The sequence below is a fragment of the Halorubrum ejinorense genome, assembly GCF_039522565.1.
In the GTDB taxonomy this organism is placed as follows: Archaea; Halobacteriota; Halobacteria; order Halobacteriales; family Haloferacaceae; genus Halorubrum; species Halorubrum ejinorense.
In genome coordinates this window covers 43756-68749 of record NZ_BAAADQ010000012.1, presented here as the reverse complement: position 1 = coordinate 68749, position 24994 = coordinate 43756, and the positions used below count along the sequence as shown (strand labels likewise).

23 protein-coding genes are annotated in these 24994 nt (G+C 62.4%); 10 read left to right on the top strand and 13 right to left on the bottom strand.

Annotated features, from left to right (window positions below):
* Window positions 1–71: 71 nt before the first annotated feature.
* Complete coding sequence (locus ABDZ89_RS10620; protein ID WP_343778901.1) at window positions 72–1637, top strand: tryptophan 7-halogenase; 1566 nt, start codon at window positions 72–74, stop codon at window positions 1635–1637.
* 117 nt (window positions 1638–1754) lie between these two features.
* On the opposite strand, the gene ABDZ89_RS10615 is transcribed toward ABDZ89_RS10620, so the two are convergent.
* Window positions 1755–2102: a cupin domain-containing protein gene (locus ABDZ89_RS10615; protein WP_343778900.1), complete on the bottom strand. Its 348-nt coding sequence runs from the start codon at window positions 2100–2102 to the stop codon at window positions 1755–1757.
* Between the two features lie 193 nt (window positions 2103–2295).
* Between ABDZ89_RS10615 and ABDZ89_RS10610 the strand changes: the two genes are divergently transcribed.
* Window positions 2296–2721 (top strand): SDR family oxidoreductase, encoded by a 426-nt coding sequence (locus tag ABDZ89_RS10610; RefSeq protein WP_343778899.1) that lies wholly within the window; start codon window positions 2296–2298, stop codon window positions 2719–2721.
* A gap of 192 nt (window positions 2722–2913) precedes the next feature.
* Here the strand turns inward: ABDZ89_RS10610 and ABDZ89_RS10605 are convergent, their stop codons facing one another.
* The 8 genes from ABDZ89_RS10605 to ABDZ89_RS10570 form a co-directional block, all read right to left on the bottom strand.
* Window positions 2914–3873 carry an acetamidase/formamidase family protein gene (locus tag ABDZ89_RS10605; protein ID WP_343778897.1) on the bottom strand — a complete coding sequence of 320 codons (960 nt, stop codon included), beginning with the start codon at window positions 3871–3873 and terminating at the stop codon, window positions 2914–2916.
* A 229-nt stretch (window positions 3874–4102) separates the two neighbouring features.
* Window positions 4103–4753, bottom strand: coding sequence for an amidohydrolase family protein (locus ABDZ89_RS10600; RefSeq protein ID WP_343778895.1), 651 nt, complete (start codon window positions 4751–4753; stop codon window positions 4103–4105).
* A 260-nt stretch (window positions 4754–5013) separates the two neighbouring features.
* On the bottom strand, window positions 5014–5301 hold the full coding sequence (locus tag ABDZ89_RS10595) for a hypothetical protein (RefSeq protein ID WP_343778894.1): 288 nt from the start codon (window positions 5299–5301) through the stop codon (window positions 5014–5016).
* Between the two features lie 240 nt (window positions 5302–5541).
* Window positions 5542–6888 carry an ABC transporter ATP-binding protein gene (locus ABDZ89_RS10590; RefSeq protein WP_343778893.1) on the bottom strand — a complete coding sequence of 449 codons (1347 nt, stop codon included), beginning with the start codon at window positions 6886–6888 and terminating at the stop codon, window positions 5542–5544.
* Entirely contained in the window at window positions 6885–7967 is a 1083-nt protein-coding gene (locus ABDZ89_RS10585; protein ID WP_343778892.1) for an ABC transporter ATP-binding protein, read from the bottom strand. Before ABDZ89_RS10585 ends, ABDZ89_RS10590 begins: the two co-directional genes overlap by 4 nt.
* A complete protein-coding gene (locus ABDZ89_RS10580) occupies window positions 7964–8947 on the bottom strand; it encodes an ABC transporter permease (protein WP_343778891.1) in 984 nt (327 codons plus the stop codon). Before ABDZ89_RS10580 ends, ABDZ89_RS10585 begins: the two co-directional genes overlap by 4 nt.
* Entirely contained in the window at window positions 8944–9900 is a 957-nt protein-coding gene (locus ABDZ89_RS10575; RefSeq protein ID WP_343778890.1) for an ABC transporter permease, read from the bottom strand. The genes ABDZ89_RS10580 and ABDZ89_RS10575 overlap by 4 nt, the downstream gene beginning before the upstream one ends.
* 394 nt (window positions 9901–10294) lie before the next feature.
* Window positions 10295–12103 (bottom strand): ABC transporter substrate-binding protein, encoded by a 1809-nt coding sequence (locus ABDZ89_RS10570; RefSeq protein WP_343778888.1) that lies wholly within the window; start codon window positions 12101–12103, stop codon window positions 10295–10297.
* A 335-nt stretch (window positions 12104–12438) separates the two neighbouring features.
* On the opposite strand from ABDZ89_RS10570, the gene ABDZ89_RS10565 reads away from it, so the two are divergent.
* A complete protein-coding gene (locus ABDZ89_RS10565; protein WP_343778886.1) occupies window positions 12439–13431 on the top strand; it encodes an NAD-dependent epimerase/dehydratase family protein in 993 nt (330 codons plus the stop codon).
* A 69-nt stretch (window positions 13432–13500) separates the two neighbouring features.
* Here ABDZ89_RS10565 and ABDZ89_RS10560 read toward each other — a convergent pair whose 3' ends face one another.
* Window positions 13501–14688 (bottom strand): MFS transporter, encoded by a 1188-nt coding sequence (locus ABDZ89_RS10560; RefSeq protein WP_343778884.1) that lies wholly within the window; start codon window positions 14686–14688, stop codon window positions 13501–13503.
* Window positions 14689–14809: 121 nt separating this feature from the next.
* Between ABDZ89_RS10560 and ABDZ89_RS10555 the strand changes: the two genes are divergently transcribed.
* Complete coding sequence (locus tag ABDZ89_RS10555; protein ID WP_343778882.1) at window positions 14810–15598, top strand: cyclase family protein; 789 nt, start codon at window positions 14810–14812, stop codon at window positions 15596–15598.
* Between the two features lie 96 nt (window positions 15599–15694).
* Here the strand turns inward: ABDZ89_RS10555 and ABDZ89_RS10550 are convergent, their stop codons facing one another.
* Window positions 15695–16819 carry a phosphotriesterase family protein gene (locus ABDZ89_RS10550; RefSeq protein ID WP_343778881.1) on the bottom strand — a complete coding sequence of 375 codons (1125 nt, stop codon included), beginning with the start codon at window positions 16817–16819 and terminating at the stop codon, window positions 15695–15697.
* 201 nt (window positions 16820–17020) lie between these two features.
* The gene (locus tag ABDZ89_RS10545; protein ID WP_343778880.1) at window positions 17021–18016 is read right to left on the bottom strand and encodes a succinylglutamate desuccinylase/aspartoacylase family protein; all 996 of its coding nucleotides are present in this window, start codon (window positions 18014–18016) and stop codon (window positions 17021–17023) included.
* A gap of 167 nt (window positions 18017–18183) precedes the next feature.
* Here ABDZ89_RS10545 and ABDZ89_RS10540 point away from each other — a divergent pair, with 167 nt between their 5' ends.
* The 6 genes from ABDZ89_RS10540 (at window position 18184) to ABDZ89_RS10515 (ending at window position 24115) form a co-directional block, all read left to right on the top strand.
* A complete protein-coding gene (locus ABDZ89_RS10540) occupies window positions 18184–19104 on the top strand; it encodes an alpha/beta fold hydrolase (RefSeq protein ID WP_343778878.1) in 921 nt (306 codons plus the stop codon).
* Between the two features lie 113 nt (window positions 19105–19217).
* Entirely contained in the window at window positions 19218–20771 is a 1554-nt protein-coding gene (locus ABDZ89_RS10535) for an amidase family protein (protein ID WP_343778876.1), read from the top strand.
* A gap of 14 nt (window positions 20772–20785) precedes the next feature.
* Window positions 20786–21055 (top strand): creatininase family protein, encoded by a 270-nt coding sequence (locus ABDZ89_RS10530; RefSeq protein ID WP_343778875.1) that lies wholly within the window; start codon window positions 20786–20788, stop codon window positions 21053–21055.
* A 105-nt stretch (window positions 21056–21160) separates the two neighbouring features.
* Entirely contained in the window at window positions 21161–22282 is a 1122-nt protein-coding gene (locus tag ABDZ89_RS10525) for a phosphotriesterase family protein (protein ID WP_343778874.1), read from the top strand.
* A 132-nt stretch (window positions 22283–22414) separates the two neighbouring features.
* Entirely contained in the window at window positions 22415–23188 is a 774-nt protein-coding gene (locus tag ABDZ89_RS10520) for an SDR family NAD(P)-dependent oxidoreductase (protein ID WP_343778873.1), read from the top strand.
* A 150-nt stretch (window positions 23189–23338) separates the two neighbouring features.
* Window positions 23339–24115: an SDR family NAD(P)-dependent oxidoreductase gene (locus ABDZ89_RS10515; protein ID WP_343778871.1), complete on the top strand. Its 777-nt coding sequence runs from the start codon at window positions 23339–23341 to the stop codon at window positions 24113–24115.
* Between the two features lie 86 nt (window positions 24116–24201).
* Here the strand turns inward: ABDZ89_RS10515 and ABDZ89_RS10510 are convergent, their stop codons facing one another.
* The gene (locus ABDZ89_RS10510; protein WP_343778870.1) at window positions 24202–24993 is read right to left on the bottom strand and encodes a cyclase family protein; all 792 of its coding nucleotides are present in this window, start codon (window positions 24991–24993) and stop codon (window positions 24202–24204) included.
* Between the last annotated feature and the right edge of the window lies 1 nt (window position 24994).

The following is a 24994-nucleotide window of genomic DNA, read 5'->3' as shown; positions in this document are numbered from 1 at the left end:
TACTGTTGCCATCGCTCCCCGGATTCACGGCGAGGGTTTAACAAGATCACCGCCAATTCCTAGGTATACTGATGACAGAACACGGGCCAACGAGTGTTGAGGACGTCACCGTGGTCGGCGGCGGGGACGCCGGGAAGCTCGCCGCGCTGATATTCCAGGCTGAGGAACCGTCGCTGAACGTTCGTGTGATCGACGACCCCGCGGAACCGCCCAAGGAGGTGGGGAAGTCGACGTTCTCCAGCATCACATCGATCCTCCACGATCACCTAGGGATCGACCGCGAGAACTTCTTCAGGGAGGTCACCCCGGTCTGGAAACACAGCGTGTACTTCGAGGACTGGACCGGCGAGGAGCTGTTTACCCCCTTCGACCTGAAGGACGTTTTCGACATGGCCGACCGGCCCCTCGAGGACGTCCACTACCGCTACCGTAACGACAGCTTCGAGACGATCAATCAGGTCTCCACGACGGATCAAAAAACCCCGTTCGTCGAGGAACACGGCGGGGTCGACTTCGACCGGCCCTACCCGTACGTCGCCTACCACCTGAACGTCTACGACTTCGACAGCTACCTCCGGGAGCTGCTGGAAGAGCGCGGGGTCGAGGTTGTCGAGGACCGGATCCGATCGGTCGGGACCGACGGAGAGTGGATCACGGACATCGAGGGTGAGAAGGGGACATACGAGGCAGACCTGTACGTCGACGCAACCGGGTTCGGGCGGGTGCTGGCCTCCGAGCTCCCTGTCGAGTTCTCGGAGTACGACTTCCCGCTGGACGCCGCGGTGGTCACCCAGGTGCCGATCGACCTGGAGGATATTGTCCCGGCGACGGTCATCAGGACGCTGGACAGCGGGTGGACCTGGCAGATAGACACGACCGAGGCCCGGGATCTGGGCTACGTTTACGCCTCCGAGTACGCCGACCGCGAGACCGCCGAACGGGATTTCAGGGAGCGCCACGATATCCCGGAGTCGGCCGAGGTTACCTCGTACTCGTTCACCTCGGGCCGGTTCGACCGCGCATGGGTCGGGAACTGTCTGGTCGCGGGCGACGCCTTCGCGTTCGTCGAGCCGCTCCAGGCCACCTCGCTGTCGACCCACGCTCACATCGCCTACGATGTGGTCAAACAGCTCGCGGACAACAGCTGGACGATGCACGAGGGGCTGCGCCGGATCGTCGACGGCACCGTCGACGAGTATTGGACCGAGATCTACGACTTCCTGACGGCCTTCTACCGGTACTCCCGCGGCGAGACGCCGTTCTGGGCGCACATGCGGACCGTCGGCGACGACGCCGACTGGGCGGCCTACGAGGACACCTACCAGAGCGGCGCCGGGTTCCTGCTGTCCAGGTCGAAGGCCGACCGGAAGATCACCTTCGGGTCGGTGTTCAACGTGTACCAGACCGACTACACCATGTACGACCTCGGGGTGCCGATCGACCTCCACGAGTCTGGCGACGTCGAGGTCGGCGACCAGACCAGCGAGCGCATCGAGGACCTCGGGAACAGGATCGACCGCGTGGTCGAGGATTTTCTCACGTACCCGGAGGTCTACTCCGGGGAGTACCTCGGGGAGCCCACGGCGGAGGGAGAGGACCCCGTCGATGGGACCGACGACGACAAGTTCCTGACCTGAGCCCCACCGGCCCCGAGGGAAGCAGCAGGGTCGGCGGAGCTCCGGGACACTATCGGCCCCCTGACACCGGCGGGAGTCGGGAGGACGGCCCGAGACGGTCACCGGGAGACGCGGGCGTCAGTTGTCCCGGTCGGTCCAGAAGTCGAAGCCGCGACCGGGTGCGAACACGTCGAGCCCGACGGCGAGTTCGTCGCCCTCGTTGGCGACGCGGTGGGGTTCCCAGGACTCCAGCCAGACCGAGTCGTACTGCTCTAGGGTTACCGCCTCCTCTTCGGTGTAGAGGGTGAGTTCCCCCTCCAGACAGAGACAGACCTGCTCGTTCTCGTGGTCGTGTATCGGCGAGGAGTGGCTCGGCGGCTTCTCGAACCACTCGAAGGTGAACGCGTCGCTGCCGGCCATCGAGACGCGCCGCCAGCCGTCTTCCGGCTCGTACGTCTCCGCATCGTCGAAGCTAACGAGTTCCATGAACACGGCCTCACGTCCGGAGCAAATCAATCTTCGGATCGTGAGTTCCGGCCGACGGCTACCGTTCCGATCGGGAGTCCTGTCGGCCACCGGCCGGCAGCACAGATCGCGGGCGGCGCGGTCGACCGGTGGATCGGCCGCCGGGGCCGCCGGAGTGAAAACGCACTTGTAATGGGGTGTGGCTGTGGGATGTATGGACCTCGGAATCGATGGCGGTTCGGCACTGGTGACGGCACCGAGCAGCGGTCTCGGGGAGGCCTCAGCCACCGCCCTGGCCCGTGAGGGCGTCGGCGTGGTGATCAACGGTCGTGACGGGGGCCGACTCGCCGAGGTCAGAGCTGAGATCAAGGAGGTAGCGGCCGGCTCGGCCGTCACCCAGCAGGGCGACCTGACCGAGAAGGCCGACATCGAGGCGATGGTCGATCGCCCGGTCGAGCGCGGTGAGTCCGACTCCTACGAGGTGGGTATGAAGGCCCGCGGCGAGAGCATCCCTATCGGACGGGTCGGCGACCCGATGGAACTCGGCGACACCGTCGCCTACCTCTGTTCGGAACAGGCCGGCAACGTCAACGGCCAGTCGATCGTGATCGACGGCGGGTCCGGCTGGGTGAACCTCTAGCGAGCCCAGGCGGACGGCCGACCCTGCGCGAAGGACCTATTCGATCCGAGGGCGTCAACCGTTTGGGCACACCCTCGATTGCTGTTCGGCCGCCGAGGTCTTTCGACGCCTCCCACTCGCTGCCGTCTACCGAGTTTCCCGTTCTCTTTGCTAAACCTGACACCCTCGATCGGGAGTTCCTGTCGTCCGTTATCACTCCGGGAAGACGTCCTCAGGGAAGTGGGAGGACACCGCCCAATTGGGCCTGTCGACGATCTCGTTGATCTTCAGGTCGGCGGCGACGGAGGTGAGGATGTAGGCGTCGTGTCGGGACAGTCCCCTCCGTTCGTCGAGGTGGGCGACCATGCTGCTGGTGGCCTTCCGGGCGGCCTCCATGAGGTCGCTGTCGATTCCCATGGTCGAGTAGGTGGGCGAGTCCGACAGGTGCGAGGGACCGCCCGGCATGTGGTACTGGGGTTGCTCAATCCCTCGGCCCCGATCGATGTCGATGCGGACGTCGACCGTGATCGGTGTCTCGATCGCGCCGCCGCAGATCTCGCCGTCGCCCTGGGCGGCGTGGCCGTCGCCGATGCTCAACAGTCCCCCGGGGGCCTCGACGGGGAGGTACAGCGTGGTCCCGCCGGTCAGGTGCTTGGTGTCCATGTTACCGCCCGCGTCGTGGGGCGGCGCCATCCCCCGGATCTCGCCCTCGGGCGGCGCGAGACCGATTGTCCCCGGGAACGGATCCAGGGGTACCTCGATCCCGTCAACGAATTTTCCCACCCCGTCGTCGAGCTCCCAGTAGTGTAGGCCCCAGTCCTCGAACTCCTCGTACAGTAGGCCGAACTCGTCCTCCCGAGGCCGGAACACCGTCCAGCCCCAGTCGTCGTGTTCGACGTTCAGGATTTCGATGACGAGGGCGTCGCCGGGCTCGGCCCCCTCGACGGCGACGGGACCGGTGATCGGCATCCCGTCCTCGCGCTGTTCCAGCGCTTTCGGGACGTCCGCCGGTTCCATGTCGGCTTCGATCAGGCCGTCCCAGGCGTCGCGACACTCGAACTGAACCGTCTCACCGGGACTCACCGTTAGCACCGGGTCCATCCCGCCGTCCCACTTCGAGTGGAGGTTTTCGTCGGTCGCGGGAACCGTGTGGTCGACTGTCGGCGTGGTCATGAACGGGCCTACTAACGACCGAGGCCGAATTATAGTTTGGCATCCCGTGGAGGCCGCCAGGGTGTCCTGGGGACCCGGAGCCACGGGTCGCCGCCGGGTTCTCCAAGGTGCGGGGTCCACAAGGTCTCCGGGGATTCGCACGGATCCAAGGCGGCAGATTCCGGGGATCAGATCCCGGCGTCCCGACGCCGACTACCCCTTTCGCTCGAACTCGGGTCGACCGGGTAGCTCAGGGGGAAGGTCTCGGAGAGCCCGTCGGCACCCTTACAGTCGGCGAACGTCCGGCCCTGTTTCTCATGGACTCGCCGGCCTCCGCGAGAACCCGCCGTTCGTCCAGCCCGCGGATCGATCCGTCCTCGACGAGGTGGGTGCTGTCGATGAAGACCTGGGCGATGTCGGTGGGCGTCGCGTAGTGGATCAACGCCCAGATCGGGTCGTAGACCGGCGCGGTGTGGAGCTGCGAGAGGTCGATACAGACGACGTCGGCCTTCGCGCCGGGGGCGAGATGGCCGAGGTCCGAGCGGTTAAACGCTCGCGCGCCGCCCAGAGTCGCATTGTCGAACAGTTCCCGGCCGATCGCCATGTCGGCACGCTGTTCGACGGTCTTGCCGGCAGAGGCCGTCCACCGGAGCACTGAGACCGGGTCGTGGGGGAAGGTATCCGTGCCGATGGCCATGTTCACCCCAACGCGGTACCGGGAGAACGGATCCAACGCGATCCCACGGCGGACAAACACCATCCGGAGGTGGATCCCCAGCCGGTCGGCCTCGGCGTTCGCCCGCTGAGACAGCTCCGGCGAGCAAGTGTCGAGGGTGTAGGGGAAGAGGTAGGGCCGGACCCGGTCGGAGCCGATCTCCCGGACGGTCTCGGCGAAGCCCACCGCCCGCTCCAATTCTGCCCGCCTGTGTTCCACGTGGGCGGTAATCTTCCCGACGTCGCGGTGCGAGCGGGAGTGGTACTCGTGGGCGACTCACCCCCGGAGCCCCACTTCCTCCATCGGGGCGGCGATCGCGGGCGGTTCGTAGTCCGGCAGTCCCAAGCGTTTCGTCGCCACCGTCGTGATCGCGCCGACGGTGGTCGACCCACAGCGCAGCGCCGTCGCGAGCGCGTGGCGAGCGCTGACGCGGGTTCGTCGCTGGTTTAGGACTTCTTTCCTCGCTCTCCCAGAGCACCTCGCATTTGGGAGACACCGGCGAGTTCACGTCGGGCCCCCAAGACCTCCACGTCGGTGTTGGCCATGTAGTGGAGGTTGACCAGACCCAGGATCACCACGTGGTTTGTCGCGTCGGCGGTGCGGTCGACCGGGCTCTCATAGTCTATGCTATAGTAGTCGATCTTGCCGTCCTCGTAGACGACCTCCCCATCGAACGATGCGTGACCGCCGGCGTTGAAGCCAACGACCAACCGGCCTGTGATGCGTGTTCGCATGTGTTCGAGCGGCGTTCCGGTACTGACACCACCGGATCGTAATTGTTGTTCCGCTGGGGATGACCGACGACGGCTCTCGGGGAGTTCAGAGCCGGGAGCCCGGATCGAGGCTTACCGGGGATCGAAGACGTCGGGGAGCGATGACGACGGTGAACGGGAAACGACGACTGCGAAGAAGACTGGCCGGGGGCGGTCGGAGCCATTTCGGGGGAGGGGCAAGCCGCGGTCGGTCGGCCAGTCTCAGGCGTCGGGGTAACGTTCGCCCGGTGCCTCCGTGTCCACCCGGTGACAGGCGGCGACGTGGCCGTCTAGGGCCTCGACCATCGATGGGTGTTCGTCAACGCAGGGGCTCGAGAACGCTTCACGGAGCATTTCCGTGGCTGTCTCCCGTTCGCCGTCGACGTACCGTTCGGTCGCCGACTTGAGCGTGCCGAGCACTCCACTCGGCGTCGCATCCAACTCCCCTGAGTAGGTGTGTTCCAGCATGTACTGGACGACCTCGTCGTCGGAGGCCTCCCTGTCGCCGACCTCGATCCGGTCCCTGATCGACCCGACCTCAACCTCCTCGTTTCCGAGGGCGATCCGGTAGGTGAAGGCGGCCTTGAATAGCGTCTGGTCGTGGGTCCACGACTCCGGGGGGATCACGGCCGGACATCGGGTATGAAAGCGGCAGCCTGAAGGCGGGTCGATCGGAGTTGGAACGGTCCCCTCCAAAGTGATCCGGTCGTCCCCGGCTCTGGGGTCAACCCGAGGAACCGCGCTGAGCAATGACCGCGTGTAGGGGTGCTGTGGGTTCTCGAAGAGCTCCTCAACCGGCGCCACCTCGACCACCTGTCCGAGGTACATCACTGCGACCCGGTCGGCAATGTGGCGCACGACGCTGAGGTCGTGGGCGATGAACATCATCGAGAGGTTGTACTCTGACTGAAGATCCAGGAGGCGGTTGAGTATCTGTGCTTGGACGCTAACGTCCAGTTTCGAGACCGGCTCGTCGGCCACCAGCAGGTCCGGTTCTAAGGCTAACGCTCTCGCGAGACCGACCCGCTGCTGTTGGCCGCCACTGAACTGTCGTGGATACCGGTTGAAGTGGGAGGCTTCGAGCCCCGCGTCCTCTAATGCGGTCTTGGCAATCTCCTCGCGCTCCTCTTTGCTGTCGCCGATTCCGTGGACCTTTAACGGAGTCGTCAGGATGGTTCCGATGGTCTTTCTTGGGTTGAGCGACCCACCAGGATCTTGGAAGATCATCTGCATCTCCTTCCGGTACGAACGCATCTCTTTTTCTTCCAGCCCTGTGATATCGTCGCCCCGGTAGTTGACTGACCCCGATGTCGGCTCCTCTAGATTCAGAATCGTCTTGGCCAGCGTACTCTTACCACAACCAGACTCTCCGACGACGGCCAGGATCTCTCCTTCGTAGATGTTGAGGTCGACACCATCGACGGCCTGAACTGTCCCGCGCTCTCCGAGAAGCTTATCAAGGAAGCTTCCACCCAAGTCGAAGTGCTTCTTCAGGCCCCGGATCTCTAGGATCGTCTCTCGGCTCGGGTCGCTAACCCCCTCGCGGGAAGTGGTGAAAGAACGACTCATTGGTCCTCACCCACCACTGCCTCGTGAGTTGACGTTGGACGCTCGCTCTCCGAGATTCCCCGGTAGTGACAGGCAGCTATATGGTTGGCATCCTCGTTTTCGCCCACCACACGCATTTTCGGCTCGATCTCAAAACACTCTTTTGTTGACTCCCCACACCGGGGAGCGAAGTGACATGCGTAGGGAATGTCGATTAGGTCGGGGACGTTGCCGGTGATAGCCGTTAGTTCTTCTTGTGGGTCGTCAAGCCGCGGTGTGCTGCGGAGAAGTTGCTGGGTGTAGGGGTGTTGCGGGTTGTCGAACAGTTCTCTCGTGGGGGCTTTCTCGATGATCTCGCCGGCATACATGACGTTAACCCGGTCACAGGTTTCGGAAACTACCCCTAAGTCGTGGGTGATGAACAGAATCGCAGTCTCGAACTCGGAGCGGAGCGACTTGAGTTCCTCCAATATCTGGGCCTGTATCGTTACGTCGAGCCCGGTTGTCGGCTCGTCGGCGATCAAGATATCCGGCTCGCAGGACAGCGCCATTGCGATCATGGCACGCTGTTGCATCCCCCCGGAGAACTCGTGGGGGTAGTCGTCGGCCCTGCTTTCAGGTGCCGGAATCTGAACCGATTCTAGCATCTCGATGGCCCGCCGCCAGGACTCTGTGTTCTTCGAAGCACCGAGGATTTTGCGCTTGATTTCGGCCGACAGCCGCGTCGACTCCCCGGTGTCTTGGTGGAGGCGGATTGACTCGGCGATCTGTTCGCCGACGGTCAAGGTCGGGTTCAGCCCACCAGCGGCGTCTTGGAAGGCGATCGATATCCGGTTGCCTCTGATTTTCTGCATCTCTTTCTCGGTTTTGTCACGCAATGATGTTCCTTCGAACCGGACATCTCCTTCCACTATCTCACCGTTCCCTTCGACCATCTGTAAAATGCTGGTAGCCAGGACGGACTTCCCGCTGCCACTTTCGCCGACGAGCCCCACGATTTCGCCTCGATCTATCGATAGGTCGACGCCGTTGACTGCCCTGACGGTGCCTCGATCGGTCTGAAACTCGGTTTGTAGGTTTTCAACTTCAAGCAACGTCATCGTTCGCTCACCTCATCACCAGCGTTGAGGCTGTCACGGAGCCCATCGCCCAATAGATTGAATGCGAGCACAGTGATCATAATGGCCAATCCGGGGAACAGACTGATCCACCAAGCGGTCGTAATGTACCCTTGCCCCTCGTTAAGCGAGCGGCCCCAGCTCGGCGTTGTTGGCGAAACGCCGATCCCCAAGAATGTTAATCCGGCCTCTGCGAGGATCGTTAGTGGTATCATTAGCGTCAGCTGGACGAGCAGTGGACCTACCGCGTTTGGCAGGATCTCGCTGAACATAATCCGCAGATCACTCATTCCAACGGATCTTGAGGCTGTTATGTACTCCTCTTCTCGGATGCTGAGAATCTCGCTACGAGCGATGCGGGTGAAGTCATCAATGTACGCGATTCCGATAGCTACAATTACGTTGAGCGTTCCAAGCCCGTCAAAGAACGCCAAGACTCCGATGGCGAGGATCAGTGCCGGAAACGCCCAGAGGAAGTCGATAAACCGCATCAGCACATCGTCCACGACGCCCCGGTAGTATCCAGCCACCACGCCGAGCGTCGTACCGATCGTAAACGCAAATATAGCCGTCGCACCGGCCACCAGTAGGGAAATGCGCGCTCCGTATATAATCCGGCTGAGCAGGTCCTTGCCGAACCCGTCCGTCCCAAGCGGATGCCACACTTGCTTGGTCTCGCCGTTAACAACTACTTCGGACGAGCCGCCCGGTCCAACTAAGAAATCGAACGTGGTGCCCGGGTCGTGTGGGGCGATGTACGGCGCCAAGACTGCGACGAAAATAAAAAGGCCAACCGTAATCGTTCCTACCGTTGCGAGCTTATCATTAACCATCCCCTGAAGGATCTGATCCAACGTCGAGTCGTGGTCGGGGACGTTCTCTTCCGTTTCATATTCTTGTGGAACCTCGCCAGCGCCGTAAACGTCACCGAGGCCCCCGTCGGTTCTGTTTTCATCGCTCATGCAACATCACTCTCGTAGCCGATCTGTGGATCGAGGTACGCGTAGGTCAGATCGACGATCAGATTGATTGTTACCATTGTAATTGCAACGAGGATGATTGTCCCCTGAACGGTCGCGTAGTCCGCCTGTAACATTGAATTGACGAGCAGTCGTCCCAGGCCCTTAATCCCGAATACGAGTTCAACGGTCACACTGCCGGTCACTATTAGTGCTACCTGAATCCCTGCGATCGTAACGACTGGCATCATCGCGTTTTGTAGAGCATGCTTGTAGAACCGGATGCGACTGGACAGTCCTTTGGCACGTGCAGTGCGCATGTACGGTTCTCTGATTTCGTCGATCAACGACCCGCGCATCATCCGCATCACTATCGCAGCGTACGGCCCTCCGACAGCGATTCCGGGGAGAATGATACCCCTAAACCAAGGGTACAACCCCTCAGATATCGGAACATATCCGAATGTTGGTAGGAGATTTGTCCAGACACCGAACACCAGGACGAGCAGGATGCCAATAAAAAAGGCCGGCAGCGATATCCCTGCGAATGAGGCCACTGTGGCGACGTAATCGACCATAGTCCGTCGGCGCGTCGCGCTGAGAATCCCGGCCGGGATCGAGATGGAAATACCCACTACGAGCCCCACTATCGCAATTGAGAGTGTCCTAGGTGCGGTCTGCATGATCAAGTCGCTCACTTGTGCACTCTGGGTCATGCTCGGTCCGAGGTCACCCACGATCAGGTTCGACATCCAATTGAAATACTGCTCGTACAGCGGGTCGTTTAAACCGTACTGCTCTTTGAACCTCGCTACCACTTCCGGACGGCTCTGAAGGCCGAACACTGCCCGTGCCGGCCCCCCAGGGACCAACCGAACCGCGAAGAAAACGGCTGTAGCTACCAGCCAAACCACAAAAACCGCGTGTACAACTCGTTTGATTATGTATCGCTTCATCTCTGAAGGGCACACTCTCTACTTTTCATATGTGTGATTGGGTATCACAATGAATTTAGAGTACTTCAAAATACCGGTTTACATAAGAGGTATTACATTTCCCAACTCTCAAATATTATCTACTTTGACCTGATTAGTCCCTATGCCCTCTAGAAATTAGCTATACTCTGCGAGCCCCATACTGCCTGTAACACCAAATCCACTTATCACACTAACGCGAATATTTATCCATACCATTAATTTTCGAAGCTTGTGCTGTATCGTATGGTACAATATTACCTTGAGGTGAGTGTACTTGTATACCCGGTACGTTCAGACCCGCGCTTGGCTCTCGATACCTGTTGGAAGGAGAGAGTGGGCCACTACACAGATGACGGAACGAGTTGGGAGACAACTACTCCATCCAGACTTGGTGGAAGTCCTGATTCTCGACGCGAATTGAAAAGTCTTTTACACTATTTCTGATGCCTTGGATACTATCGTCAACGCTAGTGAAGCACCGAGCGACCTCGCGGATACAGATGTCTTCGATCTCCCAGAGCATCTCCTTGCGCTCCTCACGGTCAGGTTCGGTGCGCTGCTCGCCAAGCAGCTCGTGGACTCGCCGGTTGGTAAACCGCTCTTCGTTCCAGATGCCATCATATCCTTCTTCTTGGGGCCCTGAGAGCCCTTCGTCGGCGATTTCGGGGTAGTCCTCCTCAGGAGGGAGCCTCCAGAAGTTGTACATCATCCCGTCGGGATCGTACCCTCCCCCGCCTAGGAACGTCGCCTCGTAGTCATGGGGTGGGGCGAGGTAGTCAACCAACTGGGAGTAGGTGATTAGTTCCACATTGACAGTTATTTCGCCGTTGGAGTTCTCCTCAATAATCGATTTAGTGATCCGAGCAGTACGCTCGTTCCCATCTGTTACCTCAATCGTGAATTCCATCCCCCCTAGGTCGTTTTCCTCTATGATTTCCATGGCACCTTCGGGGTCGAAGTTCTGGGTTGGATCTCTCTTAGGTCCGCCCGGCTCAGCTCCCGGCTCGGCGAATTCATCACGATAAAGCCATCCATGGACGGGCGTTATAGGTCCTTGATTTGGCGTGCCGTAGCCGTTGAGAGCCTGTTCGACAAACTGCTCATTGTCCATGACTTTCGCAATCGCCCGGCGTGCCTCCACCGACGAGGCGAAGTCCTTAGCATGGTTGATGACCAGTGCCTCATACCGCAGGAATGGGTTGACCTCTAGGCGGATGTCGTTCGCCCCTTCCAGTTGTCCGGCCTGCCCCGGTGTGACGTTGTCCATAAACTGAATTTCATTGGCGCGTAGGGCGTTGATTCCCGTCCCTGTCTCGGGAATGAAGTTGACAACGATTTCATCGAGGTACGGTAGTTGGTTCCCGTCATCATCAGTCATGTAGAAGTCGTCGAACGCCTCGAACCGGAGAGTGTCTCCCAGCGAGTGTTCGGTAATCTCGAACGGCCCTGTCCCGACCGGAGTCAGGTTGTGCTGATCATCGCCCATCTCCTCAAGCGCATTCTGGTCGAGGGGAGTCCCGACTCGACCTCTTGAGGTGAGGGCAAGAAGACCCGGTGCGTACGGCTCTTTGTAGTTGTACCGGACCCGGTAGTCGTCCAAGGCCTCAACGCCGGTACCGTCGACCGGGTCTTTGAGGAACGATGTCTCGCCGACGATGTTGCTAGTTTCGAGGTTACGAGCTCTATCGGCGGCAAAGACGAAGTCCTCCGCCAGCACTTCTCGCCCGGAGTGGAATTGGATCCCCTCCCTGATGTCGATCGTAATACTGAATGGGTCCTCTTCCACGGTCCAGTCGGTAGCAAGTTCTGGGACCACCTCGAGGTTTTCGTTCGCACGGACGGCCCCGTGAGCGTAGTTCCGCATCCACTGCTGAACCTGAGTGGCCGCGATACGCAGGGGCTCGACGTTGTCCCACTCCCCTTGCATCGCACCTGCTTGTAACGTCCCGCCGGTTTGGACATCGCCATCTTCGTTCGTAGTGCTCCCATCGCCGCCATCACCGCCGTCGCCACCATCACCGCCATCGCCACCATCACCCCCGCCTGTACAGCCTGCCAAAGTGCTGGTGATACCAACGCCGGAAGTGGCAAGCAACTTCATGGTCGTCCGCCGATCAACTTTGGGTCCACTGAGGTCTTCAGCAGTCAGCCCTAGTTTCTCAAGAGTGCTGTCTGATGACATACCGCACAAATGGAAGCTATTATATATATAATTTGTGCTGCTCAGTGACAGATAGATAATGAACAATTCGTACATTAAGTAGTAATTGGATGGAATCCAATCGAGATCTCATATTAACAATTAGAGTTATTCGGTACAGACAGAAGACAGCGAACGTGTCGGGACCACCTCACTCGAGCAAAGAAGTAGAGACAGAGCCCGACACAGTGCGGGAACCGACCGCGGCACAAGTGGGGGGACCAAGCACAGCGGGGCGCGGGCAAAAAAGCTGAGCCAGGGAGTTCGCCGCAAGTACTTTGGTTTTAAACGTATTAGTCCGGACAAGTAAACTAATTATGACAGTACTAATCACAGGAGGGGCTGGGTTCGTTGGAGCGAACGTCGTCAGGCATATGGCCGAGGGCGGTCGGGAGACAGTGTGTTTCGACCGAGATGCGGGCGATAGCGACCGTTTACGTGAGTGGTACTTTGAGGACGCGAGGGAACGAATCGACGAGGTTGAGGGCGACGTTTCGGACCCTGAGGACCTCCGAGAGGCGGTCGAGCGATACGATGTCGATCGTATCGTCCATGCCGCCACGATAACGCCCACTCCCGAGGCCGAGCGCGACCAAGCAAGGACTATTCTCGACGTGAACCTACTGGGCACGGCGAACGTCCTTGATGCGGCGCGGGACGCTGGCGTCGATAGGGTGGTCTATATTAGTTCGGGCGCGGTATACCGGAACAACAGCGAACTGGAGGCGATAGACGAGTACGACTCCCTAGACCTCGACGGCCTGTACCCGATCAGTAAACACGGCAGCGAGCAACTGTGCCGGCTCTATGAGGACCGATACGGGCTGGAGACGGTGACGGCGCGGCTAGGGTGGGTGTACGGTCATATGGAACGACCCACCGGCTCCCGACAACACATGTCCTCGGTCTACAACGCGATGCGCGCCGCCATCGAGGGTGAAAATATCCGGATTAACGATCCAGACAGACTACGCGACTGGACGCATAGTCGCGACGTCGCACGGGGGCTTCAGACCCTGCTGGCGGCTGACTCGCTGGGTGAACCGGTGTACAACCTCACCGCCGGGGAGGGGTATCCGATGCGTCAAGTGGTCGACCGGATTGCTGATCTGTTCGAAGGGATCAAGACCCGGCGAGTAGACAGCCGACTCGAGGCGAACGTCCCGGTCAGCTCGTCCAGCCGTCGGGGGCATCTGAGAACCACGCGGCTGTCCCGTGAGACGGGGTTCACACCGAAACTATCCCTCGAAGAGGGACTCGCCGAGTACCGTGATTGGTTCCGGCGGGCTCAGAGTGCCGGCGTGTTGTGACAGAGCATGGGCTACCGTCATGCTGACGCCCTCCGACCGATACCTATCGACCGCTTCGACCCACCGGCGTCAGCGTCCGTACGCGAGCGCCAGCGAAAGTACTGCGCTGAAGATGAGACAGACTGAGAGACAGAGGAATGCGACGGTGAAGCTGTACGTATCGACCAAGAACCCGACAATGCTCGGACCTAGACCGGCGATTCCGCCGTAAATCGCACTGAACGCCCCGTAGTCGCCGCCCTTGCTTTTTTGAGGGAAGTAGTTCATCATGTACGACTGTAGCGCGGGCCAGATCGCAGCAAGTCCCGCCCCGAGGACGACGATTCCTCCCACGAGAACGGGGGTACCGTCCGCGAAGACGACGATACACAGCCCTATGACAGTGGTGGTCGCGACCCCGGCGATTAGTCCCGGGACACTGACGCGGTCAGAGACTCTCCCCGACAGGAGGTTCGCCCCGATACCAACGGTGAACAGGAGTGCGAACAGGTTGTTCGCGAGCGTCGGGGAGACGGCCTTTTTATTCTGGAGGAAGGTCGGAAGAAAGGTGATAACCCCCTGCCATGCGACTCCGAACAACGCCCCGATCAAGAGCATCCGGCGAACGTGAGCCGACCGGATTAGCCGAAGGAACGTCGAACGGATGTCGAGATCCGGTCGTTCGAACCGGTAGGGCTCGTTGTTTCCGAAGTGAAACGCAGGGACGAGAATGATCAACGCCACGATCACGGGGAGAAACGCCGACCGCCATGCCGTCGTAGTGATTACTGCGTTCGCGAGTACCGCCCCGAGGATCCCTGCCAAGTATATCGAGCCGTTGTTGACACCCATCGCCAATCCCTGTTGGTCGCCGAATAGGTCCGAGAGCCAGGCCAACGCCGCCGTCGAGTAGAGTCCAACACCGACGCCGACGGCGGTGACCCCCAGCAAGAACGTAGGGTAGTTCCCTACCCCTGCGAGGACACCAAATCCGATCATCGAGACGAGCAGGCCGCTGACAATCACCGTCTTCCGACTGAGGTCGTCGGAAAATCGACCACCGGGATACCTAACGAGGGCGGTAATCCCGGACATCATCGTAAGTCCGATTCCGGCCGCAAAGGCTGAAATGGCAAGCGAATCGATGATTGTGGGTAACAGTGGTGACAGCACGAACCTGCCAATCGAGAATGTACACGTCCCAGTGGTGACCAGCCCCAGTTTGAGCCCTCTGCTCTGCTGGAAAAACAGGCTCTGTGGGACTATCGAACCGATCACATCTACTACTTAGAAGCAGAGCTATTGAAACCCCACCACGTCTGAGAGGGCTCTACCTGCCTCAACACACGGCTCTCTCACCCCTTTGATTTATATTTGTTACAGGATAGAGCTAGCACGCATGACGCAGCTATTCGACCTTTCCGGCTACATAGAGGAGGGACAACCGGGCGTCGGGTCCGAGACGGTATTATACACTACCTTGACCCACGCCGAGCGCGGCCACCAAGTCAAACGCGACTTGGAGAGCCGCGGGCTTGACGGCGAATCAGAGTACGTACGACGGCACCTCCGTGCCGAGCACGAGGGCTACGACGAGGAGCAGCCGATGACGCGGACGATGATCGTCAGCGAGCACGGACCGACTCACGTCGACTCGATCGATCACCTCGATCCCACCTCGGAATTGTCCATCGATGAGATGCCGATGGAGTGGTTCTACGGCGACGCGATCTGTCTGGACCTCTCAGAGGTGGAATACCCGGACCACATCACAGTGGCCGACATCGAGGCCCAACTCGACGAGTCGGGCCTCGAGGTGCCTGAGGAGGGAACGGTGCTGTTCGACACCGGCCACTACGAGGCGAACTACTCGACGACGAACTACGACAAGAAACACCGCTACGAGAGCGAGTGGGTCGGGATGACCGAAGCGGCCGCCGAGTTCGTCGTCGACGCCGGCGCCCGGGCCATCGGGATCGACGCCATCAGCGTCGACAACCTGGAGAACATCGAGCCCAACTACGAGTTCCCGGTCCACGCGCTGGCCTCGCGGGAGGACACCGTCATCTACGAGAACCTCGCCAACCTCGGGGCCGTCGCCGGCGAGTCGTTCACGTTCAGTGGGATGCCCCTAAAGATCCGCAACGGGACCGGCTCACCGGTCCGTCCGTTCGCGATCTTCGAGTAACCACCGTTCGGGTGACGACCGGGGGACAGGTGACAGGGAACCCCAGTTGGTGATCTCACCGGTTCCCGGAACATCCCTTCGACCGGACGTCGCGGATCAGGTCTCCGGTTCGGCCAGGGTCAGCACATCCCGCGGGTTCCGTTCGACGACCGTCTCGAGGTCCGCCTGCGCGACGCCGTACTCTCGGAGAGCGGGGAGAATCGTCGAGACGATGTAATCGTAGCCGTCGCCGCCGTACTTGACGAGACACCGCTTGAGGAACACGTCGTGGGAGAGCAACAGCCGGGAGTCGTACCCCTCAGCAATCATCTCGCGGATCCACTTGATGCGGTCGGTGTCCCCTGGCTGGGCATCGTCGTAGGTCGGGCGGGGTGACTCCGGGTGGCCGAAGAGGTCGAACTCTACGTACGCGCCGCGTTCGGCAAGTTCCTTCTGGTAGGTGAGGTCGCTCTCCAGCCACTTGGACTGGTCGCGGTGGCAGAAGACGACCCGGTCCGGGGCCAGCCCTTCCTTCTCGATAATGTCGAGGATCTCCAGACAGCGCCGAGAAGTGGGGTACTCCTCGGTGCGTCGGAACGGCGGGTGGATGCTGAGGGAGACCCCGGTGCGCAACGCCGCGTCGACGCCCGCCCGGAGCACCTTCAGTTCGGCGTCGTGAAACTCGTGGTCGATCCCGCCATCGTCACCGTCTGCGGTGTCGGTGACGCCGATCTCCCCGATGATCCCGGCACGGACCGTCGTGTCGTCGATACCGGTCCTGACGTCGGAGACAAACTCCTCGGCGATGTCGTCGCGGCTCATCTCGTCGATTCGTGGCGGGTGCGAACTCCGCATGTAGAAGGCAGTCCCGTGGACGATAGTGACACCCGTCTCCCGGGCGATTCCCCGGACTCGCTGTGGGTCCCCGCCGACGTTCTTTGGCGTCACGTCGACAATGGCGTCCCCGCCCGCCCGGCGGTACCGGACCAGTTCCTCGACGGCGTCCTCAAAGGAGTCGAGCCGGAGGTTGTCGCGGTTGCTCACGGGGTCCTTCCTGACCCGCCACTGGTTGTCCATCGACATCTCTTGGCGCGCCAGGCGTCGTTCGACCGCCGAGTCCGGTTCGGTGAACTTGTCGGCGTTCCAGTCCGCGAAGACGTGTTCGTGGGGCAAGGTTACCCCGAGTTCGTCGGGGTCTATCGGTCCCTCGACTGTCAGGATCGAGCCGTTCTCGTCCGCCATGGGATCTCCTTCCCAGACAGGGTACAAATAACGATGGGGCGAGGTTCTTACGAAGGTGTCAACTGTAGCGCTTGATACACTCGGGGTCCCTGATCCGCCGCCCGGATCGCTCCGGAGACGTCGAAAGCCATCGGCGGGTCATACTCGCTACCGCCTGCGAGTCCGTTGGATCTCTTCGCTAAACGTGACGCCCTTCCGTACTCACTCCTTCTCGACGGCCACCGCTGCGAGGCGCTCGCCGCCGGTGACGGTTCCCCGCCGCCGGAGGTGGTAGAGGATCCCGTCTTGGGAGGTCTCCACCTCGTGGACCGGCTCGAATGTCGTCGGGTGGTACACCGTCCCTAGGGACTGCCCCGCCGAGACCCGTTTGCCCGGCCAGACGTCGGGATCGGTGACGAACAGGCCCGAGGCGGCGGCGTCAAAGGAGTCGCTCCGGTTGCTGTGCATCGGTGAGGTCACGAGCAGGGCCTCGCCGTTCTCGACGGGCTCGCCGTCGAGGACCCCTACCTGTTTGAGGACGTTCAGGACACCGGTGACCCCCATCGCGACGGTGTTCTCTTCGACCCGGTAGGCCTCCCCGAGTTCGGCGATCATGCTCGGGATCCCCTCGTGGCTGGCGATCGCCCGGAGGGTGCCAGAGACGTCCCGGTCGGTGGGCCAGTCTGGGGTCCGTGGGGCGACCGCCGAGGGCATCACCAAGTCGGTGCCAAAGACGCGGGCCAGCTCCCGCGAGGCGGGGTCGTCGTCGGTGTACACCGAGTGTGGGTGGGTCGCCGGGGACCCGGTGTGTAGGTCGACGACGGCGTCGGCGTCGTGGACGTGCTCCCAGAGCCGGGCGGCCATCCGTTCGTGGAGGCTTCCGTCGCGGTCGCCGGGCCAGGTGCGCTCCATGTTTGCCGTCCAGAGGTGAGTGTGGTCCAGTGCCGTCGGGAGCGTGTACCGCTGGAGGTCGAAGGTCAGCGGGTTCGCGACCGGCACCAGTCGCACTTCGCCGGCGAACTCGCGGTCGGCCAGCTTGTGGTGGACCCGCCGAATCACCTCGACGCCGTTTATTTCCCGGCCGTGGACGGCGGCGTGGACGTACGCCGTCGGCCCCTCGGTCGGCCCGCTGATCGTGTGGAGCCGGGTTGTGACCTCCGTCCCCGAGGGCAGTCGTGCCAGTGTGAGTCGCTCGGTCTCCGTTGTAGTCGCTGACATCGCCGTGCGCACCTACTCCCCCCGCCAAATATAATCGTTCCCCCGGGTGACCCCCTTTCCCGATGGAATTCGTCGTCGATCCGGTGGCGTGGACGGCGTCTCCTCGTACTCGACGGGCAAACGCGGGGCACGAAGGCTTATCAGGACCGCACTCGACAGGCACTACGATGACTCCCGAATGGCAGGAGTTCCGAGATCGGACGACGACCGTGACGGTCGACGGCGTCGATGTCAACCACTTCGACGAGGGGGAGGGCGACCCCCTCGTGTTGGTACACGGCGGCGGCCTGACCTCCAACGCGGCACTGAACTGGGGCGCGGTGATCGATCGCTTCGCCGAGCACTTCCGGGTGATCGCTCCCGACCAGCCCGGGTTCGGCCACACCGACCCGCGCGGCGAGGTGGACTACTACCCGGCCGAGCGGGCGAAGTTCCTCATCGAGCTGATCGAGGAGCTGGGCCTAGATGACGTCTCCCTGGCCGGCGGCAGCGAGGGGTCGACGCTCGTGAGCCACGTCGCGCTCCGGCGGCCCGACCTCGTTAACGGGATCTGTCTCTGTAACGGCGGGACGATCGTCCGGGAGTTCGGCTCGCCTTCGCCCCACACCAGGGTTGAGGAGCCGACCATGGAGACGGTGCGGGAGGACGCCGAACGACTGGCCGAGGAGTACTTTACCGAGAGGAAGTACCACCCGTTCTGGAACGAGCTCACCGACGGGAAGATCGAGTACCTCTACGAGCTCAAGAAGCGCAACTGGGAGTTCAACAACGCCCGAGACGAGGCGATCCGGGAGACGGCTTGGGACTACAACCGCACGCTGGCCTACGATGGCAAGCCGATCGCCAGACAGCCCGAGAACTTCGAGGTCCCGCTCCTGTTCGCTTGGAGCACGAAGCCGTACTTCTCGATCGGCTACTACGACGACCAAGAGGGCGAACGCGACGCCGGCAGCCCCGACGCGACCTACGAGTTTTTCAAGCAACTTGACGACGCACAGATGCACATCTGGCAGAACTCCAAGCACCACACCCAGACCGACAAGGCCCCCGAATTCGTCGACGTCGTCACCTCGTTCATGAAGCACTAGGCAGTCCGGGGTCTCTCTCCCTCGACCCTCTCCTCGCCGTAACCGGGAGATACCGGAACTGGCATCCGGCAGCGAGGACCCAATATTAAGATCCGCCACCGCATTGTGGGTGTATGGGAGGCCCAGTCAGATTCGTAGATCCGCCCAGCCGGGCAGAGATCCGCGAGCGCGCCGCGGCGAACCACCTCGACCTGAGCGAAGCTGAAGTCGAGTACATCCACGAGGCGATCCGGTCGAACCTCGACGTCTACCGACGGATCGACCGGATCTCGTCCAAAGAATCGGATCGTCGCTACACTGACCGGGATCCGGGATACCGCCCCGACGCCGAGGAGGACCCGCACAACGCCTTCGTCAGGAAGTGCCGGATCCCCGGCGCCGAGGACGGTCCGCTCTCGGAGGTCACCGTCGGGCTCAAGGACAACGTCGCCGTCGCTGGTGTCGAGACCACCGTTGGATCGCCGATCATGGACGGTTACGTCCCCCAGCGGGACGCGACGGTGGTCACACGGTTGCTCGACGTCGGGGCGACGATCACCGGCAAGCTCACGATGACGCCGTTTTCGGTGGGCGACAGCTTCCACGACCCCGGGATGAATCCTCGGAACCCCACGCGGGACGCGGGGGCGTCCTCGACTGGGTCGGCGATCGCCGTCGTCACCGGCGACGTCGACGTCGCTCTGGGCGCCGACCAGGGTGGCTCGATCAGGCAGCCCGCGGCGTGGTGTGGCTGCGTCGGGCTGAAGCCCACCCGCGGGCTGGTGCCCTACACCGGGATCCAGTCCCTTGACGACACCATCGACTACGTCGGGCCGATGACCCGGACTGTCGGCGACTGTGCCCGAACGCTGGAGGCTATCGCCGGCTACGACCCGCTGGACCCGCGCCACCGCCACCCAACGCCGGCCGACGACCCCGGGTTCGAGACAGACGACTACACCGGGGCGGTCGGCGGGAGCGTCGAGGACCTCACGGTCGGTGTCCTCGCTGAGGGGTTCGAGACCGACGACCCCAATGAGGCGGTCCTGGAGACCGTGCGGGAGGCGGTCGACCGGTTCAAGGACCTAGGTGCGACGGTCCGGGAGGTCTCAGTCCCGTGGCACACGGACGGTGCCCTACTCTCGACGGCGATCCTCACCGAGGGAGTCGCCATGAAGGTCAGCCACGAGGGATTGACCCCATTCTCCCAAGGCTACCAGGACATCGGCTACGCCGAGAGCTTCGGGAAGGCCCGGCGGGCCCGCGGTGGCGACGTCTCGCTGCGGGTGAAATACATGACGGTGATCGGCGACTACCTCGGCGACCGCTACCAGCACCGCTACTATGCGAAGGCCCAGAACCTCGCCCGCGAACTGACCGCGGCCTACGACGAGGCCCTCGAGGAGGTGGACGTCCTGGCCCTGCCAACCTGGGACGACGTCGCCCCCGAACTCAACGCGACGGAATCCTACGATGAGACGGTCGAAGCGACGCGGGAGGCATGGGACACCGACACCTCCTCGACGACCAGCCAGTTCGACGTGAGCGGCCACCCCGCGCTGACGATCCCCTGCGGGACCGTCGACGACCTACCCGTCGGGCTCCAGCTTGTCGGCGAGCACTTCGGCGAGCGCACCCTTTTCCGGGCCGCCGACGCCTTCGAGCGCGCGGTCGACTGGGAGTCGTAACAGGGGGTCGACCGTTGAGTTCAATCGTTTGGGGCTACCCGCGTTCGGCGGCCGAGGCCTCCTTCGTGGTGGAGACCCACCCAGAACTGGTCCAGCGCGATACACTCTCTCGCGGCTACGTCGGGGAGGTCGACGGGGAACCTCTCCAGCGCGAGGGCCTAGACGCCGTCAGCGACAACGGCGTCATTAGTGACAGGAAGAAGGCCTCGCGCGCAACCGGCCGGACGACCGTCCACAAGACGGTACGGTACCTCGCCGACGCGATCGAAGGCGAGATGGAGTGAGCGGTGACGAGGTCCCACCGCCGACACCGGACCCGTGTGGATCCCCGGTCGGACCTCCGGAAGAACTATACGAGGGCCCGGAGTGATTCGCTCTACGGAACCCCCATGAGTGAGGACACCGGTACGGTCGTCACCGTCGAGGGTCGCATCGATCCAGAGGAACTCGGGGTCACGTTGCCCCACGAGCACCTATTCGGGAACGCAGTCGACAGCCTCTACGAACCGCCGGATTCGGCGGTCGAGCGACGGATCGCCGAGGAACCGATCTCCCTGGAAAACTACTGGTGGGTCAGGCGTAACCCTTGGAACCACAAGGACAACCTCGTGCTCGACTCCTTCGAGGACGCCGTCGAGGAGGTAGGCCATTACCACCGCGCGGGCGGCGACGCCATCGTGGACGTCTCCCCCAAGGGCACGGGCCGCAACCCGGAGGATGTCAGGGCCGTCGCCCGGGAGACGGGGGTCACGTTTGTCCACGGCACGGCCTTCTACACCCGCGATTCGCACCCGGACCGCGTGGCGGAGATGACCGCCGACGAGATTGCCGAAGAGTTCGTCGCCGACGTCCGGGAGGGCATCGGCGACACCGACGTGCGGGCAGGGGTCATCGGCGAGATCGGGATCACCGGCCACGAACAGGACGACAACGCGTACTGCGACTGGATCCACCCCCAAGAGGAGAAGGTCCTTCGGGGCGGGGTCCGGGCCGCACTCCGCACCGGGGCCTCGGTCAGCGTCCACCCGCCCTCCAAGCGGGACCCGGAGTATCCCACCTCCCGGCGGACCTTAGAGGTGCTCGACGTGGCCAGCGAGGAGGGCCTCCCGATGGAGCGGCTGATCCTCTGTCACCGCGACCAGTCGAAGTGGCAGGAAACCGATCGGACCTACCGCACGGAGATCGCCGAACGCGGGGCCTACGTCGAGTTCGACCTGTTCGGTCACGACGACCTCTACCACGCCGCGGTCGACGACGCCCAGCCCTCGGATCTGGACCGAGTCAAGGCCCTCATCGGGATGATCGACGACGGCTACGCCGACCGGATGTTGCTCTCCCACGACGTGTTCCTGAAGTACCTCCTGAAGAAGTACGGCGGCTACGGCTACTCCCACATCCTCGAGAACATCGTGCCGCTGCTTTCGGAGATGGGCGTCGAGCGGTCGGTCCTCGACACGATGCTCATAGATAACCCCCAGCGGGTCCTAACCTTCCAAGAGCCAGAGTCGTGACCGATCTCCCGAGATCCCTCCTCGTAGCCGGCCGAGACTAGCGCGGCTCCCCGGGTGGGACCGCGCCGTCCGTCGGCGGACCGAGCAGTACACTTATGATCGGGACGGGAGTACCAGCACCCAGGCCGGACGATGAAACTAGATACCAGGACTGCAGTAGTGACGGGCGCGGCCTCGGGCATCGGCCGCGGGATCGCGATCGAACTCGCCAGGGAGGGCGCGGACGTCGTCGTCTCCGACACGGACGAGGCCCCGCCGGGGTCCGACCAGGCGACGACCGTCGAGGAACTCCGGGACCTCGGTGCGGAGGCTACCTTCGTCGAGTGCGACGTCTCGGACCAACTCGAGGCCGAGGCGCTGATAGAGACCGCCGCCGAGGAGTTCGGCGGCATCGACGTGCTCGTGAACAACCTCTCCATCTCCCGACCCGGCACCGTCGAGCACCTCTCGATGGAGGAGTGGCACGAGTCCATCGCGGTGAATCTCACCGGGAAGTTCCTCTGTTCGAAGTACGCCATCCCCCACCTCCGAGAGAGCGACCAGCCCCGGATCATCAACGTCTCCTCGCAGGTCGCGTTCGTGAGCCGCCCCCGGAGCGCGGCCTACGCGACGACGATGGCCGCGGTGTCACACCTCACCCGACAGATGGCGGTCGATCTGGGCTCGGATGACGTCACCGTCAACGCAATCGCCCCGGGACCGGTCAAGACTGAACGGATGAAAGAGACAACCCAGGAGTGGATCCTGCCGTCCCGGATGGACAACAGGGTCGTCCTCTCAACAGTCGGGGAACCGAAGGACATCGGGAGAGCGGCGGTGTACCTGGCCTCCGAGGACGCTAGGTACGTCACGGGACACAACCTCGTCGTCGACGGCGGCTGGACCGTCAACGACCTCGCGGAGTGAATCGATGAGTAGAGAACGCGGTACTCGTGGCTCGCGGGACGGTCGAGACGGCCGCCGGGTCCAGCCACGGTGGCCTCGCTTCGGTAGTGGCGTCAGGGGCACCAGTACACTTTTGTTTCGAACCGGGGAAGGGGGATCTGAAGAACCACAATGAGACTCGAAGACAGAACCGTCGTGATCACCGGCGGGGCCTCGGGCATCGGCCGCGGCACGGCGATCGAGATGGCCAAGGAGGGCGCCGACGTGGTCGTCGGTGACGTCCGGGAGACCCCGCTCGGGGCCGACGAGGACGAGACGACCGCCGAGGTGGTCCGAGACCTCGGTCGAGACGCTGTCTACTGCGAGTGTGACGTCTCGAAGGAAGCCGACGTACGGGCGCTTATCGAGACCGCCGGCGAGGAGTTCGGCGGCATCGACATCCTCGTCAATAACGCGGCGATAAACCTGCGTGGCAGAGTCGAGGAGCTCTCCCTAGAGGACTGGAACACCATGATCGGCGTCCTCCTGACGGGCCCGTTCATGGGCTCGAAGTTCGCGGTGCCGTACCTCCGGGAGAGCGACCAACCGCGGATCATCAACATCTCCTCGCAGGTCGCCTTCGTCGCCTGGCCCGGCAACGCGGCCTACGACACGCTGAAAGGTGCGCTCTCGCATTTCACCCGGCAGATGGCGGTCGACCTCGCCGAGTACGATATCCGGGTCAACGCAATCTGTCCGGGGCCGATCCGGACGAAAAACGCTAAGGAGGAACACCGCGACTACGAGATCAGCCACCGATACGACGAGAAGACGCTGACCTCGTTCACAGGCGAACCTCAGGACATTGGTCGGGCGGCAGTGTTCCTGGCCTCCGAGGATGCCCGCTACATCACCGGCCACAACCTGCTGGTCGACGGCGGGTGGCTGGCCGGGGACTTCTACAGCTGATCGACCACATCGGAGAGTGTCTCAGTCCCTGGGTTTCGGGTTGATGTGTCGGATCCTCGTGGTCGGACTGGACCCTTCTAACCCCCTCAATCGAGGATCGCGTGGGCCCGGACCGGCGACCCGGTCCCCTCGCGAACCTTCATTGGGAGCCCGGAAAAGGTGAACCGCCGGCCGGCGACGGTGTCGAGGTTCGCGAGGTTCTCATAGATGACGACCTCCTCGCCAGCACACAGCGAGTGGATGGGGAAGTCGTAGGTCGGGAAGATGTTCGGCGGGTGGTCGACGCTGATGGCATCGATGCCGATGGCCTTCGCGCCCCCCTCGATCAGGAATTCACCCGCGGAGCCCTCCATCCCAACGAACTTCGACTCGTACCGGCGCTTTCGCTCCCGGTCCTCGAGGGAGTAGTTCCGTCGGTAGTTCCCGGTGTCCAGCAGGACGATGTCTCCCTCCCGGATCTCCAGCCCCGACGCCTCAAGCGCCCGCTCTATGTCCCCGGGCGTGATCGGGTCCGGGTAGGTCACGTCCGAGACGTCCAGGCAGACCGCCGGACCGCGGAACCACTCCAGGGGCATCTCGTCGATGGAGAGGTCGGAGGTGGGGTCGAGGTGGTCGATCGAGTCGACGTGGGTCGGGCCGTGCTCGCTGACGTACAGCGTCTGGTTGATCGGCTTCTCGTCCTGGCCGGCCCGCACCCCGCGCATGTGGCGCTCGACGTACTCGTTCTCGCCCTCGTAGCCCGCTTCCTCACGCTTCTTTTTGACCTCGAAGGCGCGTTCGGCGTGGGTGTAGCCGGTGAACAGCTGGGTCTCGTCGGCCGACTCCGCTAGTGGTTGACTCTCTTCGATGTACCCGGAGAGGTCTATCAGCTCGGACATC